The following is a 13,573-nucleotide window of genomic DNA, read 5'->3' as shown; positions in this document are numbered from 1 at the left end:
GTTGATGTATAAAGAATGCGAGGCCTGAGCCTCGCATTTTTTTAATCGACGAGGTGGTATTTCTCTGACAGCTGGTGGGCCAGATATTTAAACATATTGAAGACCGCGGTACTTTTGGGCGTCGGCAAACCTTGCTCATCAAGATAGAACTCACCGCTGAACACCAGCACGCCGTTACGCTGAGTCACACCGGTGGCTTCGATACCTTTCATTGTATCTTCATGCTCACGAATAAGACGGTTAGCTTCGACCAGCAGGGACTGGCGATCGATAGGTTGGGATGTTTCTTGCATCTCGTACTCCTCTAAAACACTGCCGCTAGTCTACGCCCGGCGCGAAGTCGGGGCAAATTTTCCCTGAAAAACACAAGGTCATCCCGCCGGGCTGTCTGCTGGCGGGAATCACTTTTGCATGCTAATAAAGTTGCGTAACGGATTTTATCAGGTACAGTGTGACGCTTTCGCATTCTGGCAACAGAATTGCTTGACATTCGACCGAAAATTCTTCGTGCTGTACCACCTGGCAGGAAAAGGCCAGCAAACTCAATCCGCTGTGTGAAGGCTTCTGGGGCCAATGCAGGGAAGGGGTTGAACTCCATTGACGCCGTCTCCAGATTAGACACGTCGCCAGTGGAAGGTAAATTCAAGTACGAACTATGCGCCGCTCAGTTTTAATCGGCGCGTATTCCTGGAAGAATCAAATTAGGTAAAGGTGAATATGGGTAAAGCTCTCGTTATCGTTGAGTCCCCGGCAAAAGCCAAAACGATCAATAAATATCTCGGCAATGACTACGTGGTGAAATCCAGCGTCGGTCATATTCGCGATCTGCCCACCAGCGGTTCAGCCAGCAAAAAAAGCGCTGAAGCGACGTCCACAAAAACAGCCGCTAAAACGGCCAAAAAGCCGAAGAAAGATGAGCGCGGTGCCCTCGTTAACCGTATGGGCGTGGATCCGTGGCACGACTGGGCTGCCCAGTACGAAGTGCTGCCGGGCAAAGAAAAAGTGGTCGCGGAACTCAAACAGTTAGCTGAAAAAGCTGACCATATCTATCTCGCAACCGACCTTGACCGCGAAGGGGAAGCCATTGCCTGGCACCTGCGGGAAGTGATCGGCGGTGATGACTCGCGCTACAGCCGCGTGGTGTTTAACGAAATCACCAAAAATGCGATTCGTCAGGCATTCGAAAAGCCGGGCGAGCTGAATATCGACCGTGTTAACGCCCAGCAGGCGCGTCGCTTTGTTGACCGCGTTGTGGGTTACATGGTTTCTCCGCTGCTGTGGAAAAAAATTGCCCGCGGTCTGTCTGCAGGCCGCGTACAGTCCGTTGCTGTGCGTCTGGTGGTTGAGCGTGAACGTGAAATCAAAGCGTTCGTTCCGGAAGAGTTCTGGGAAATCGACGCCAGCACCACCACGCCATCAGGTGAAACGCTGCCGCTGGAAGTGAGCCATCATAACGATAAGCCGTTCCGTCCGGTCACCCGTGACGAAACCATGGCGGCGGTCAGCCTGCTTGAAAAAGCGCGCTACAGCGTGCTTGAGCGTGAAGATAAGCCAACCAGCAGCAAGCCGGGTGCGCCGTTCACGACCTCAACCTTGCAGCAGGCTGCGAGCACCCGACTGGGCTACGGCGTGAAGAAAACCATGATGATGGCCCAGCGTCTTTACGAAGCAGGTTACATCACCTACATGCGTACTGACTCCACCAACCTGAGCCAGGACGCGGTGAAGATGGTGCGCGACTATATTGGTGACAATTTCGGTAAGAAATATCTGCCGGAAAACCCGAACCAGTACGCCAGCAAAGAGAACTCTCAGGAAGCGCACGAAGCGATTCGTCCTTCCGACGTTACCGTCCTTGCGGAATCGCTGAAGGATATGGAAGCCGATGCGCAGAAGCTGTATCAGCTGATCTGGCGTCAGCTTGTGGCCTGCCAGATGACGCCAGCGCAGTACGATTCCACGACTCTGACCGTGGGCGCGGGTGATTTCAAACTGAAAGCTCGCGGCCGCACGCTGCGCTTCGACGGCTGGACGAAAGTGATGCCTGCGCTGCGCAAGGGCGATGAAGATCGCACGCTGCCGCCGGTGAAAAAAGGTGAAGAGCTGTCTCTGGTTGAGCTTCTGCCTGCCCAGCACTTCACCAAGCCGCCAGCGCGTTTCAGCGAAGCCTCGTTGGTGAAAGAGCTCGAGAAGCGCGGTATCGGCCGTCCATCGACCTACGTGTCGATCATTTCGACCATTCAGGATCGCGGCTACGTTCGTGTGGAAAACCGTCGTTTCTACGCTGAAAAGATGGGTGAGATTGTCACCGACCGTCTGGAAGCTAACTTCCGCGAGCTAATGAACTACGACTTCACGGCACAGATGGAAAGCAGCCTCGATAAGGTGGCCAACCATCAGGCCGAGTGGAAAAACGTGCTGAACGATTTCTTTGGCGATTTTACCCGCCAGCTGGAAACCGCCGATAAGGATCCGGAAGAGGGCGGCATGAAGCCTAACCCGATGATCTTGACCAGCATCGACTGCCCAACCTGCGGTCGTAAAATGGGGATTCGTACGGCCAGTACTGGCGTCTTCCTCGGCTGCTCTGGCTATGCGTTACCGCCGAAAGAGCGCTGCAAAACCACCATCAACCTGGTGCCGGAAAACGAAGTGCTGAACGTGCTGGAAGGCGACGACGCGGAAACGAACGCGCTGCGTGCTAAACGTCGTTGCGCGAAGTGCGGCACGGCGATGGACAGCTACCTCATCGATCCAAAGCGCAAGCTGCACGTCTGCGGTAACAACCCGACCTGCGATGGCTACGAGATCGAAGAAGGCGAATTCCGCATCAAAGGCTATGACGGCCCGATCGTTGAGTGTGAAAAGTGTGGCTCTGAAATGCATCTGAAAATGGGGCGTTTCGGTAAGTACATGGCCTGCACCAACGACGACTGTAAGAACACCCGTAAGATCCTGCGTAACGGTGAAGTCGCGCCGCCGAAGGAAGACCCGGTTCCGTTGCCGGAACTGCCGTGCGAGAAGTCAGACGCGTACTTTGTGCTGCGTGACGGCGCCGCAGGCGTGTTCCTTGCCGCGAACACCTTCCCGAAATCGCGCGAAACCCGTGCGCCGCTGGTGGAAGAACTGTATCGCTTCCGCGATCGTCTGCCGGAAAAACTGCGCTATCTGGCCGATGCGCCACAGGAAGATGGCCAGGGCAACAAGACGATGGTTCGCTTCAGTCGCAAAACCAAGCAGCAGTACGTGGCTTCGGAGAAAGACGGCAAAGCTACCGGCTGGTCTGCCTTCTTCATCGACGGTAAGTGGCAGGAAGTCGCGAAAAAGTAATGCTTTTTTGACTTACTGAACACGATAAAAGGGCCGCAATGCGGCCCTTTGCTTTGGCATAAACCCGGCGTTATTATTTTTTCTTCGCATCTATACACCTCCGGTATAAATGATATAGTGGTTATAGTTAACTGCTTTCTTATTATTAAATCGTATTAGGCATTGGCGCCGTACGCATATCGGATACCGGTCATGAAACTACAGCAACTCCGTTACATCGTTGAGGTTGTGAACCATAACCTCAACGTTTCCTCGACCGCTGAAGGGTTGTACACCTCTCAACCGGGCATCAGTAAGCAGGTGCGTATGCTCGAGGATGAGCTGGGTATCCAGATTTTTGCCCGCAGCGGTAAGCACCTGACGCAGGTGACGCCAGCCGGGCAGGAAATTATCCGTATCGCCCGCGAAGTGCTCTCTAAAGTGGATGCCATCAAATCTGTTGCCGGGGAGCACACCTGGCCGGACAAAGGCTCGTTGTACGTCGCCACTACGCATACGCAGGCGCGTTATGCGCTGCCAGGCGTGATTAAAGGCTTTATCGAACGTTACCCGCGTGTTTCGCTGCACATGCATCAGGGATCGCCCACGCAAATTGCTGAGGCCGTATCCAAAGGCAACGCTGATTTCGCTATTGCCACCGAAGCGCTGCATCTTTATGACGACCTTGTCATGCTGCCGTGCTACCACTGGAACCGTTCAATCGTCGTGACGCCAGATCATCCGCTGGCCGGTAAAGGTTCGGTCACAATTGAAGAGCTGGCGCAGTATCCTCTCGTGACCTATACCTTTGGCTTCACCGGGCGCTCAGAGCTGGATACCGCATTCAATCGTGCCGGGCTGACGCCGCGAATCGTTTTCACCGCCACCGATGCCGATGTGATCAAAACCTACGTACGCCTGGGGTTAGGTGTTGGGGTGATAGCCAGTATGGCCGTCGATCCGGTGTCCGACCCGGATTTAATTAAGCTCGAAGCGGGCGACATCTTTAGCCACAGTACCACTAAAATTGGCTTCCGCCGCAGCACCTTCCTGCGCAGCTATATGTATGATTTTATTCAGCGCTTTGCGCCACATTTGACGCGTGATGTGGTGGATACCGCAGTGGCATTACGCTCGAATGAAGACATAGAAGAGATGTTTAAGGATATTAAATTACCTGAAAAATAATCCCTGCCGAAATTACTGATATCCCCGGCCACGGGGATATCGTGAAATAGATCACTTAACGTAAATTAAAACTCGCCTCATTTGCATTCCGCGCATTTTTGTTCCCCACGTTTCCATCCTGCCAGATTGTTAATCTGCTGTTAAATGAAGACAAAAGTAGAAACTATTTTGCTGCTACGCAAATTTTGCTTATCAATTATTTATTTTGTGTCAAAGATTCAGAATTCCAGTCGGGACGATTCACAAAATCGCTGGATTTTCAGGACATTTTTTATTAGGATTTATCTCAATGGTGATTAATTGTACCGATTGTTCGGTGCCAAACAATAAGTGATGCCGATTGTATGAGGTTAGCAATGCCGTCAGGACGAGATGAATTGCAGAGGGATCCTGAGCTGAAGCGAAAAGCCTGGCGAGCGGTATTCCTGGGCTCCGTACTGTTTTGGGTGGTTGTCGCTCTGCTTATCTGGAAATTTTGGGGTTAAAGATGACAGTTTCTACTCAGGGTCTCCCGGTGAAGCCAACATGTCAGTCCCATGACAAACTCAAAGCCAGTAAGAAGGGGGCGGTGACTTCAGTGCCAGCCTCCTGGAAACTGACGACGCAGCAGCAGGCCTTTATTGATTCCTTTGCTGATACCGACGAAAAAAAACGCTAATTCATTCGCTTTATGCTTACCGTTAACTGTTCCTGTATTGGGTTTTGTACTCGTTAATAAAGACACTACAGCAATAAGACCGTTGCCTGAACAGGCAATAAAAATGAATAACTATGAGTGTTGAATAATGAATACGAACCGCAACGTGAAATACTGGTCCTGGATGGGGGCGTTTTCACTCTCACTCCTTTTCTGGTGCCAGCTGGTCTGGGTCCTCATCAAATAAGTCTTCAATAAACCCGGCATTCTCGCCGGGTTTTCTTTTTTCATCAGTAAATAAACGTCAGGATTTAGCATTTCGGGTTGTTATCAAAACGTTACGGCAAGGCTGTGTTATCTTTAAAGACAGACCCTGAGGAGAGTCAGGGTATCGCAATTCCCTGTCATTAAGGAGGAGCTATGTCGTCAACCCTACGAGAAGCGAGTCAGGACCAGCTACAGACCAAAGCCAAAACCTACCATTACTACAGTCTGGCGCTCGCCGCAAAAACCCTGGGCGATATCTCGCGTCTGCCCAAGTCGCTCAAAGTCCTGCTCGAAAACCTGCTGCGCTGGCAGGACGGTGATTCCGTCACCGAAGAGGATATTCACGCCCTGGCCGGATGGCTGAAAAATGCCCATGCCGATCGCGAAATTGCTTACCGTCCCGCCCGCGTGCTGATGCAGGATTTCACTGGTGTTCCGGCTGTGGTCGATCTGGCTGCGATGCGAGAAGCAGTGAAACGCCTTGGAGGTGACACGGCGAAGGTGAATCCGCTCTCGCCGGTCGACCTGGTGATTGACCACTCGGTTACCGTCGATCATTTCGGCGATGATGATGCCTTCGCCGAAAACGTGCGCCTGGAAATGGAACGCAACCATGAGCGTTATGTCTTCCTGCGCTGGGGTCAGCAGGCGTTCAGCCGCTTCAGCGTGGTGCCGCCGGGAACCGGCATTTGTCATCAGGTGAACCTCGAGTATCTGGGTAAAGCCGTCTGGAGCGAGCAGCTGAACGGCGAGTGGGTTGCTTATCCGGACACGCTGGTCGGCACCGATTCCCACACCACGATGATCAACGGTCTTGGCGTCCTGGGCTGGGGCGTGGGCGGTATCGAAGCCGAAGCTGCGATGCTGGGCCAGCCTGTTTCTATGCTGATTCCGGACGTGGTGGGCTTTAAGCTGACCGGCAAGCTGCGCGAAGGGATCACCGCCACTGACCTGGTGCTCACGGTCACCCAGATGCTGCGCAAGCACGGCGTGGTGGGCAAATTTGTTGAATTTTACGGCGACGGCCTGGATTCACTGCCGCTGGCAGACCGTGCGACAATCGCCAACATGTCGCCTGAATACGGTGCAACCTGCGGCTTCTTCCCGATTGATGGCGTAACGCTCGACTATATGCGGCTCAGCGGACGCAGCGAGGAGCAAGTCGAGCTGACCGAAGCCTATGCCAAAGCGCAGGGCATGTGGCGTAATACCGGCGATGAACCCGTCTTTACCAGCACGCTTGCGCTGGATATGGGTGAAGTCGAAGCGAGTCTCGCCGGGCCAAAACGACCGCAGGATCGCGTGGCGCTGGGCGATGTACCCAAAGTCTTCTCGCAGAGCGCGGAGCTGGAGCTGAACACCGCCCAGAAAGACCGCAACCCGGTGGACTATACGCTGAACGGGCATCAGTATCAGTTGCCGGACGGCGCGGTGGTGATTGCCGCCATCACTTCCTGTACCAATACCTCTAACCCCAGCGTATTGATGGCCGCCGGGCTGCTGGCGAAAAAGGCCGTCAAGCTTGGGCTGAAGCGTCAGCCGTGGGTGAAAGCCTCGCTCGCGCCTGGTTCAAAGGTGGTGTCCGATTACCTGGCTCATGCGAAGCTTACGCCTTACCTGGATGAGCTTGGCTTCAACCTTGTCGGTTACGGTTGTACGACCTGTATTGGTAACTCTGGCCCGCTGCCCGATCCGATTGAAACGGCCATTAAAAAAGGTGATTTGACCGTCGGGGCGGTGCTTTCAGGGAACCGAAACTTTGAGGGGCGTATTCATCCGCTGGTGAAAACCAACTGGCTGGCCTCGCCGCCGCTGGTGGTGGCCTATGCGCTGGCCGGAAATATGAACAGCAATTTGATGACCGACCCGCTGGGGCATGACCAGAAGGGAAACCCGGTCTACCTCAAAGATATCTGGCCGAGCGGGGCGGAGATTGCCCGTGCGGTGGAAGAAGTCTCTACCGAAATGTTCCACAAAGAGTATGCCGAAGTGTTTGAGGGCACGCCGGAGTGGAAAGCGATTAAAACCGAACAATCGGATACCTACGGCTGGCAGCAGGATTCCACTTATATTCGCCTGTCGCCATTCTTCGATGAGATGGGCGTACAGCCGGACCCGGTTGAGGATATTCATGGCGCCAGGATCCTCGCCATGCTCGGGGACTCCGTCACAACGGACCATATTTCCCCTGCGGGCAGCATCAAGCCAGACAGCCCGGCGGGTCGCTATCTGCAAAACCATGGCGTTGAGCGTCGGGACTTCAACTCCTATGGCTCCCGCCGCGGTAACCACGAAGTGATGATGCGCGGAACCTTTGCCAACATTCGTATTCGTAACGAAATGGTGCCTGGCGTTGAAGGGGGTATGACCCGACACCTGCCGGGCTCGGAAGTCATTTCGATTTACGATGCGGCGATGCGCTATCTGGAGCAGGGCACGCCGCTGGCGGTGATCGCCGGGAAAGAGTATGGCTCAGGCTCCAGTCGTGATTGGGCAGCGAAAGGCCCGCGCTTGCTGGGCGTGCGGGTGGTTATCTCTGAGTCCTTCGAGCGTATTCACCGTTCTAACCTGATTGGCATGGGGATCCTGCCACTGGAGTTCCCTCAGGGCGTCACCCGAAAAACACTGGGGCTGACGGGGGAAGAGCAGATCGACATTGCTAATCTGCAAAGCCTGAAACCGGGGGCGATGATTCCAGTCACGCTGACCCGGGCCGACGGCAAGAAAGAGGTGATTGACTGCCGCTGCCGGATCGATACCACTACCGAGCTTACCTACTATCAGAATGACGGGATCCTGCATTATGTGATCCGTAATATGCTCCACTAAAACGTAAGGGCCTGCGTGCAGGCCCTTTTATTCAGAACATCACCGGCAATCCTAAGCCACGTTTCACCGCATGCAGCGTTTTTTGCGTATGGTCATGCGCCTTCTCGCTGCCTTGCTTGAGCAACGCCAGCAGCGCGCCTTTGTCGGCAATCATTTCCTTACGTCGCTCGCGAATTGGCGCCAGCAGCGCCTGCAGGCACTCCTCCAGCGCCATTTTGCACTGCCGGTCACCCAGGCCTCCCTGTCGGTAATGCGCTTTCATCGCGGCGACCTTTTCAGCATCAGGATGAAACGCATCAAGGTAGGTAAACACGACATTGCCTTCGACCTGACCCGGGTCACTGATGCGCAGATGCTGTGGGTCGGTATACATCGCCCCTACGGCTTTATGGATCTGCTCTTCAGTTGCGGAAAGCGTCAGGGTGTTGCCCAACGATTTTGACATTTTTGCGTTGCCGTCAATGCCGGGCAGGCGACTGACCGGGCTCAGCAGGGCCTGACAGCGGCGCAGTACCGGTTCACTAAGCAGGCTGTTCATCTTATGGACGATCTCATTGGTCTGCTCGATCATAGGGAGCTGATCGTCGCCCACCGGCACCAGGCTGGCGCCAAAAGCGGTGATGTCGGCCGCCTGGCTGATGGGATAGACCAAAAATCCTGTTGGCAGTGAGCGAGCAAAACCTTTTTGCTGAATTTCGTTTTTGACCGTGGGGTTACGTTCGACTCGCGAGACGGTCACGATATTCATATACAGCATGGTCAGCTCCGCCAGCGCAGGCAGGGCGGACTGCAGGCAAATGGTCGAGTGTGAAGGATCAATGCCAACGGCGAGGTAATCAGCCATCACTTCCAGCACGTTGCTGGCAATTTTCTGCGGCTGCGAACCGTTGTCGGTCAGCCCTTGTAAATCAGCGATAAGAATGTACTGCGGATGCTGCGTCTGCAGCGCGACGCGCTGGCGCAGCGAGCCGACGTAGTGACCTAAATGCAGCTGACCAGTTGGACGGTCGCCGGTGAGGATAACGTGAGGTTGTCGAGTCAAATCAGTCATCAGAAGCTCCTGTTGTGCGCCAGAAAGCGGTTCTGCAGACAGAGTGGACGCCTTCCGGCGGCCTGAGATAAAAAAGAAAAAGGGGAAATCAGGCGGCCTTGATTAAGGCTGCCACCAACGTAAAGAGAGGTGAGAAGGGCAAACGGTATTGCTGTTCATGGGCTGACGATAGCGTAAATGCCGCTCATAAACAATAAACCGAAAGCTAACAGGTTACTGAATGACTCGCCGTGCGGTTTCATACCGCGGCGCCCAGTAAGGATTATCCAGCCGTGAAATGGTGACGCCCACTTTCTGCGAGGCGTGTATAAACTGGCTATCGCCAATGTATACCCCCACATGCTGCACGCGTGGCGAAGACTTAAAGAACACCAGGTCACCGATGCGTAACTCATGCTTGCCAACTTGTTTGCCACGCTTTTTTTGCTGATGCGTTGTTCGAGGCAGCGCAATGTGGTGGGAAAAAATTTTCTGCATCAACGCTGAGCAATCAATGCCGCTGCGTCGCGTGCCACCGAAATTGTACGGTGTTCCTTCCCAGCGTGCGTACTGTTTCAGCAAGGACGATTTTAACTGCTGAGAGGAAGAGGATGGCAGCGTTGTGAAGCGTTGTGGAAGATTGAGGGCATTTGCAGAAAAAGCAGCCAGGACGATGACAAGCAACAGCAGCGTGGGGCACATTTTTTTGAATACGGACATAACGGAATAACATCATTATCAACAAAAAGAATTCACAAGTGACTCCTTGCGAGGCGTGAACATAGCTTAACAGTTGATCGTTTTTTGCTCAGGGAGATAAGCGGGCAATAATGTCGGTTATTCTTTGTACAGAAACAGGGGGGTTACGGGGAATTAACAGGCAGGAAATATCGGATAAAAAAACATAAGACTGGCAACCGAGGAGTAACAAATGAAGGGGGGAGGCGGCGCCAGTCGAATCGCGCCGCCAGAGTGCTAGTTGCCGAGCAGATGGCCCATTTTTGCGGCTTTGGTATCGAGATAGTGCTCGTTTTTCGGGTTACGGCCCACGATCAGCGGCACGCGTTCCACAATGTTGATCCCGGCTTCGGTCAGAATTTCGACCTTTTTAGGGTTGTTGGTCAGCAGGCGCACTTCGTCCACGCCCAGCAGTTTGAACATGTCGGCACAGAGGGTAAAGTCGCGCTCGTCGGCGGCGAAGCCCAGCTGATGGTTGGCTTCCACGGTGTCGTAACCCTGGTCCTGCAGCGCATAGGCGCGGATTTTATTCAGCAAACCAATATTGCGGCCTTCCTGACGGTGGTAAAGCAGGATCCCGCGCCCTTCTTCGGCAATGTGTGCGAGAGCCGCTTCAAGCTGAAAACCACAGTCGCAGCGCAGGCTGAACAGGGCGTCGCCGGTCAGGCATTCAGAGTGGACGCGTGCCAGCACGGGGGTTTTGCCGGAAATATCGCCGAACACCAGGGCCACGTGATCCTGCCCGGTTGCCAGTTCTTCAAAACCCACCATCAGGAAATCGCCCCAGGGGGTTGGCAGTTTGGCTTCTGCCACACGTTTAAGCTGCATGTGATTCTCCAGATCCTTCGGCATCCAGATGCCTTCTGTTTCTTTCTATTTTGCCACAACGGTGAAACTTCACCTAATGGCGGAAGAGTATCTGCTGCTTAAACGCACAATACGGGCGCTTTCACCGTTCCGGCATTTTTCAGTTATGATTGTGATGCTTAAGGATAAAGGAGAGACAATGCTTTCAATTGCGCGACGAACTGCGGCAGGCGCCTCGCTGCTACTGATAATGCCGCTGGCGGTATGGATTTCTGGCTGGGTATGGCAGCCCGGCCACAACACCTGGTGGCTGAAGGCAATGTACTGGGTGACGGAAACCGTGACCCAACCCTGGGGCATTATTACTCACGTCGTGCTTTGCGGCTGGTTTCTGTGGTGTCTTCGTTTTCGGCTGCGGGCGGCAATCATGCTTTTTGCCATTCTGGCCGGCGCGATTCTCATCGGTCAGGCAGCGAAATCCTGGGTGAAGGAGCGGGTCCAGGAGCCGCGCCCTTTCGTTGTCTGGCTGGAAAAAACGCAGCAGGTGCCCGTCGAGGCGTTCTACACTTTAAAACGCAAGGATCGCGCGCATCTGGTGAAAGAACAGCTCTCTCACCAGGATGATTTGCCGCTGTTTTTACGCCAACACTGGCAAAAAGAGACCGGTTTTGCGTTTCCTTCCGGCCACACCATGTTTGCCGCCAGCTGGGCGCTACTGGCGGTAGGCCTCCTTTGGCCCCGTCGGCGCACGGTGACTATTGCCGTTCTGCTGGTCTGGGCCACGGCGGTAATGGGTAGCCGATTGCTGCTGGGGATGCACTGGCCGAGGGATTTGGTGGTTGCTACGCTGATGTCATGGCTGCTGGTGACGTTTGCAACCTGGCTTGCGCAGAAAGTGTGTGGCCCGCTGACGCCGCCGGGTGAAGAGGCTCAGGATATCCGAAATCGTCAGTCTGATGAGACGTAAAGCTTGATTTCGGCGCTTTCTGCCCACAAATCCTTATCGGGCAACCGGGTTGCCAGTTTCGCCGCTGCGGGGAAGATGGTACTTTATAAGGCTGGAAGCGAAAGATCGAACATGATTTATTCAGATAAACCACATGACGGGAAGTAATGTGAAATATTTACTCATTTTCTTACTGGTGCTGGCGATTTTCGTCCTCTCCGTTACCCTCGGTGCGCAGAACGATCAGCAGGTCACCTTCAATTATCTGCTGGCGCAGGGCGAGTTCCGCATCTCCACGCTGCTGGCGGTGTTGTTTGCTGCAGGGTTTGCTATCGGCTGGCTGGTTTGTGGCATGTTCTGGCTGCGTACGCGCGTTTCGCTTCTGCGTGCCGAACGTAAAATTAAGCGTCTCGAACAACAACTCGTGCCGGTGGCGCCCGCTACGTCTGTGCCGGTTGCGCCGGCCGTGAAGGAATAACACTTTATGCAGGAGTTGTTGTTTCTGCTTTTGCCTGTTGCCGCCGCATATGGCTGGTACATGGGCCGCAGAAGTGCACAACAGTCCAAACAGGACGATGCGAACCGACTTTCCCGTGACTACGTTGCAGGCGTTAACTTCCTGCTCAGTAATCAGCAGGATAAGGCGGTGGATCTGTTCCTCGATATGCTCAAAGAGGACACCGGCACCGTCGAAGCCCACCTGACGCTGGGCAACCTGTTCCGCTCCCGGGGTGAAGTTGACCGCGCCATTCGTATTCACCAGACGCTGATGGAAAGCGCATCGCTGACCCACGAACAGCGTCTTCTCGCCGTTCAGCAACTGGGCCGTGACTACATGGCCGCGGGCCTGTATGACCGCGCCGAAGATATGTTCAGCCAGCTGGTGGACGAAACGGATTTCCGCATCAGCGCGCTCCAGCAACTGCTACAAATTTACCAGGCAACCAGCGACTGGCAGAAGGCCATCGATGTGGCCGAACGCCTCGTTAAACTCGGTAAAGAAAAGCACCGTCCTGAAATCGCCCATTTTTGGTGTGAGCTTGCCCTGCAGCAGATGGGCAACGGCGACATGGATAAAGCCATGACGTTGCTGAAAAAGGGCGCGGCGGCGGATCGTAACAGCGCACGTGTCTCCATCATGATGGGCCGGGTGTTTATGGCTAACGGCGATTACGCGAAAGCTGTAGAGTCGCTGCAGCGCGTCATCGATCAGGATCGCGAGCTGGTCAGCGAAACCCTCGAAATGCTGCAAACCTGCTATCAGCAGCTGGGGAAAGAGGAAGAGTGGGAACACTTCCTGCGTCGTGCGGTAGAAGAGAATACCGGCGCCACGGCTGAACTGATGCTTGCCCAGGTAATGGAGCAGCGCGAAGGCAACGATACGGCACAAACCTATATTACCCGCCAGCTTACTCGTCACCCTACCATGCGAGTGTTCCACAAGCTGATGGACTATCACCTCAGCGAAGCAGAAGAAGGGCGCGCGAAGGAAAGCCTGATGGTGCTGCGTGATATGGTTGGCGAACAGGTGCGCAGCAAACCGCGCTATCGCTGCCAGAAATGCGGTTTTACGGCTTATACCCTCTACTGGCATTGCCCATCCTGCCGTGCGTGGTCAACTGTTAAACCTATCCGTGGCCTCGACGGCCAGTAATTTTTAAAAACGCGCACATTAGTTACAACATACTATATGATTCTGATACCTCTGTTCGGCACCGTGCCCGGACGCGCCTGGCAGGGAATAACGGGGGAAATGCAGCCTGTTAATTTGCGGATATCGCAGGTAGAATGCACGCCGTTTACCGATTTTTTGCCGGTTGCG

General features: G+C 54.3%; 13 protein-coding genes. 9 read left to right on the top strand and 4 right to left on the bottom strand.

Annotated features, from left to right (window positions below):
• Positions 1-41: 41 nt before the first annotated feature.
• Entirely contained in the window at positions 42-293 is a 252-nt protein-coding gene (locus CRO87_RS01155; protein ID WP_097161092.1) for a YciN family protein, read from the bottom strand.
• A 424-nt stretch (positions 294-717) separates the two neighbouring features.
• Between CRO87_RS01155 and topA the strand changes: the two genes are divergently transcribed.
• The 6 genes from topA (at position 718) to acnA (ending at position 8,230) form a co-directional block, all read left to right on the top strand.
• Entirely contained in the window at positions 718-3,330 is a 2,613-nt protein-coding gene (gene topA, locus CRO87_RS01150) for a type I DNA topoisomerase (protein WP_097161091.1), read from the top strand.
• Positions 3,331-3,522: 192 nt separating this feature from the next.
• Positions 3,523-4,497 carry an HTH-type transcriptional regulator CysB gene (gene cysB, locus CRO87_RS01145; protein ID WP_097161090.1) on the top strand — a complete coding sequence of 325 codons (975 nt, stop codon included), beginning with the start codon at positions 3,523-3,525 and terminating at the stop codon, positions 4,495-4,497.
• Between the two features lie 344 nt (positions 4,498-4,841).
• Entirely contained in the window at positions 4,842-4,982 is a 141-nt protein-coding gene (locus tag CRO87_RS01140) for a YmiA family putative membrane protein (RefSeq protein ID WP_097161089.1), read from the top strand.
• Between the two features lie 29 nt (positions 4,983-5,011).
• A complete protein-coding gene (locus CRO87_RS22660) occupies positions 5,012-5,155 on the top strand; it encodes a hypothetical protein (RefSeq protein ID WP_176504236.1) in 144 nt (47 codons plus the stop codon).
• Between the two features lie 127 nt (positions 5,156-5,282).
• Positions 5,283-5,381, top strand: a complete 99-nt coding sequence (ymiC, locus tag CRO87_RS22810) for a small membrane protein YmiC (protein WP_255252466.1) — start codon at positions 5,283-5,285, stop codon at positions 5,379-5,381.
• A gap of 173 nt (positions 5,382-5,554) precedes the next feature.
• The gene (acnA, locus tag CRO87_RS01130; RefSeq protein WP_097161087.1) at positions 5,555-8,230 is read left to right on the top strand and encodes an aconitate hydratase AcnA; all 2,676 of its coding nucleotides are present in this window, start codon (positions 5,555-5,557) and stop codon (positions 8,228-8,230) included.
• 31 nt (positions 8,231-8,261) lie between these two features.
• Here the strand turns inward: acnA and trpS are convergent, their stop codons facing one another.
• From trpS to ribA, 3 genes are all read right to left on the bottom strand, one after another.
• Complete coding sequence (gene trpS, locus CRO87_RS01125) at positions 8,262-9,281, bottom strand: tryptophan--tRNA ligase (protein WP_097161086.1); 1,020 nt, start codon at positions 9,279-9,281, stop codon at positions 8,262-8,264.
• A gap of 213 nt (positions 9,282-9,494) precedes the next feature.
• Positions 9,495-9,980: a C40 family peptidase gene (locus CRO87_RS01120; protein WP_097161085.1), complete on the bottom strand. Its 486-nt coding sequence runs from the start codon at positions 9,978-9,980 to the stop codon at positions 9,495-9,497.
• Positions 9,981-10,235: 255 nt separating this feature from the next.
• Positions 10,236-10,826 carry a GTP cyclohydrolase II gene (gene ribA, locus CRO87_RS01115; RefSeq protein ID WP_097161301.1) on the bottom strand — a complete coding sequence of 197 codons (591 nt, stop codon included), beginning with the start codon at positions 10,824-10,826 and terminating at the stop codon, positions 10,236-10,238.
• A 178-nt stretch (positions 10,827-11,004) separates the two neighbouring features.
• Between ribA and pgpB the strand changes: the two genes are divergently transcribed.
• The 3 genes from pgpB (at position 11,005) to lapB (ending at position 13,405) form a co-directional block, all read left to right on the top strand.
• Complete coding sequence (gene pgpB, locus CRO87_RS01110) at positions 11,005-11,772, top strand: phosphatidylglycerophosphatase B (protein WP_097161084.1); 768 nt, start codon at positions 11,005-11,007, stop codon at positions 11,770-11,772.
• A 148-nt stretch (positions 11,773-11,920) separates the two neighbouring features.
• On the top strand, positions 11,921-12,229 hold the full coding sequence (locus tag CRO87_RS01105; protein ID WP_097161083.1) for a LapA family protein: 309 nt from the start codon (positions 11,921-11,923) through the stop codon (positions 12,227-12,229).
• A 6-nt stretch (positions 12,230-12,235) separates the two neighbouring features.
• Positions 12,236-13,405 (top strand): lipopolysaccharide assembly protein LapB, encoded by a 1,170-nt coding sequence (gene lapB / locus CRO87_RS01100; protein ID WP_097161082.1) that lies wholly within the window; start codon positions 12,236-12,238, stop codon positions 13,403-13,405.
• Positions 13,406-13,573 lie beyond the last annotated feature (168 nt).

Origin of the sequence: Enterobacter sp. CC120223-11 (assembly GCF_900215375.1) — a bacterium.
Taxonomy (GTDB): Bacteria; Pseudomonadota; Gammaproteobacteria; order Enterobacterales; family Enterobacteriaceae; genus Scandinavium.
This window is presented reverse-complemented; position numbering and strand designations above follow the sequence as displayed.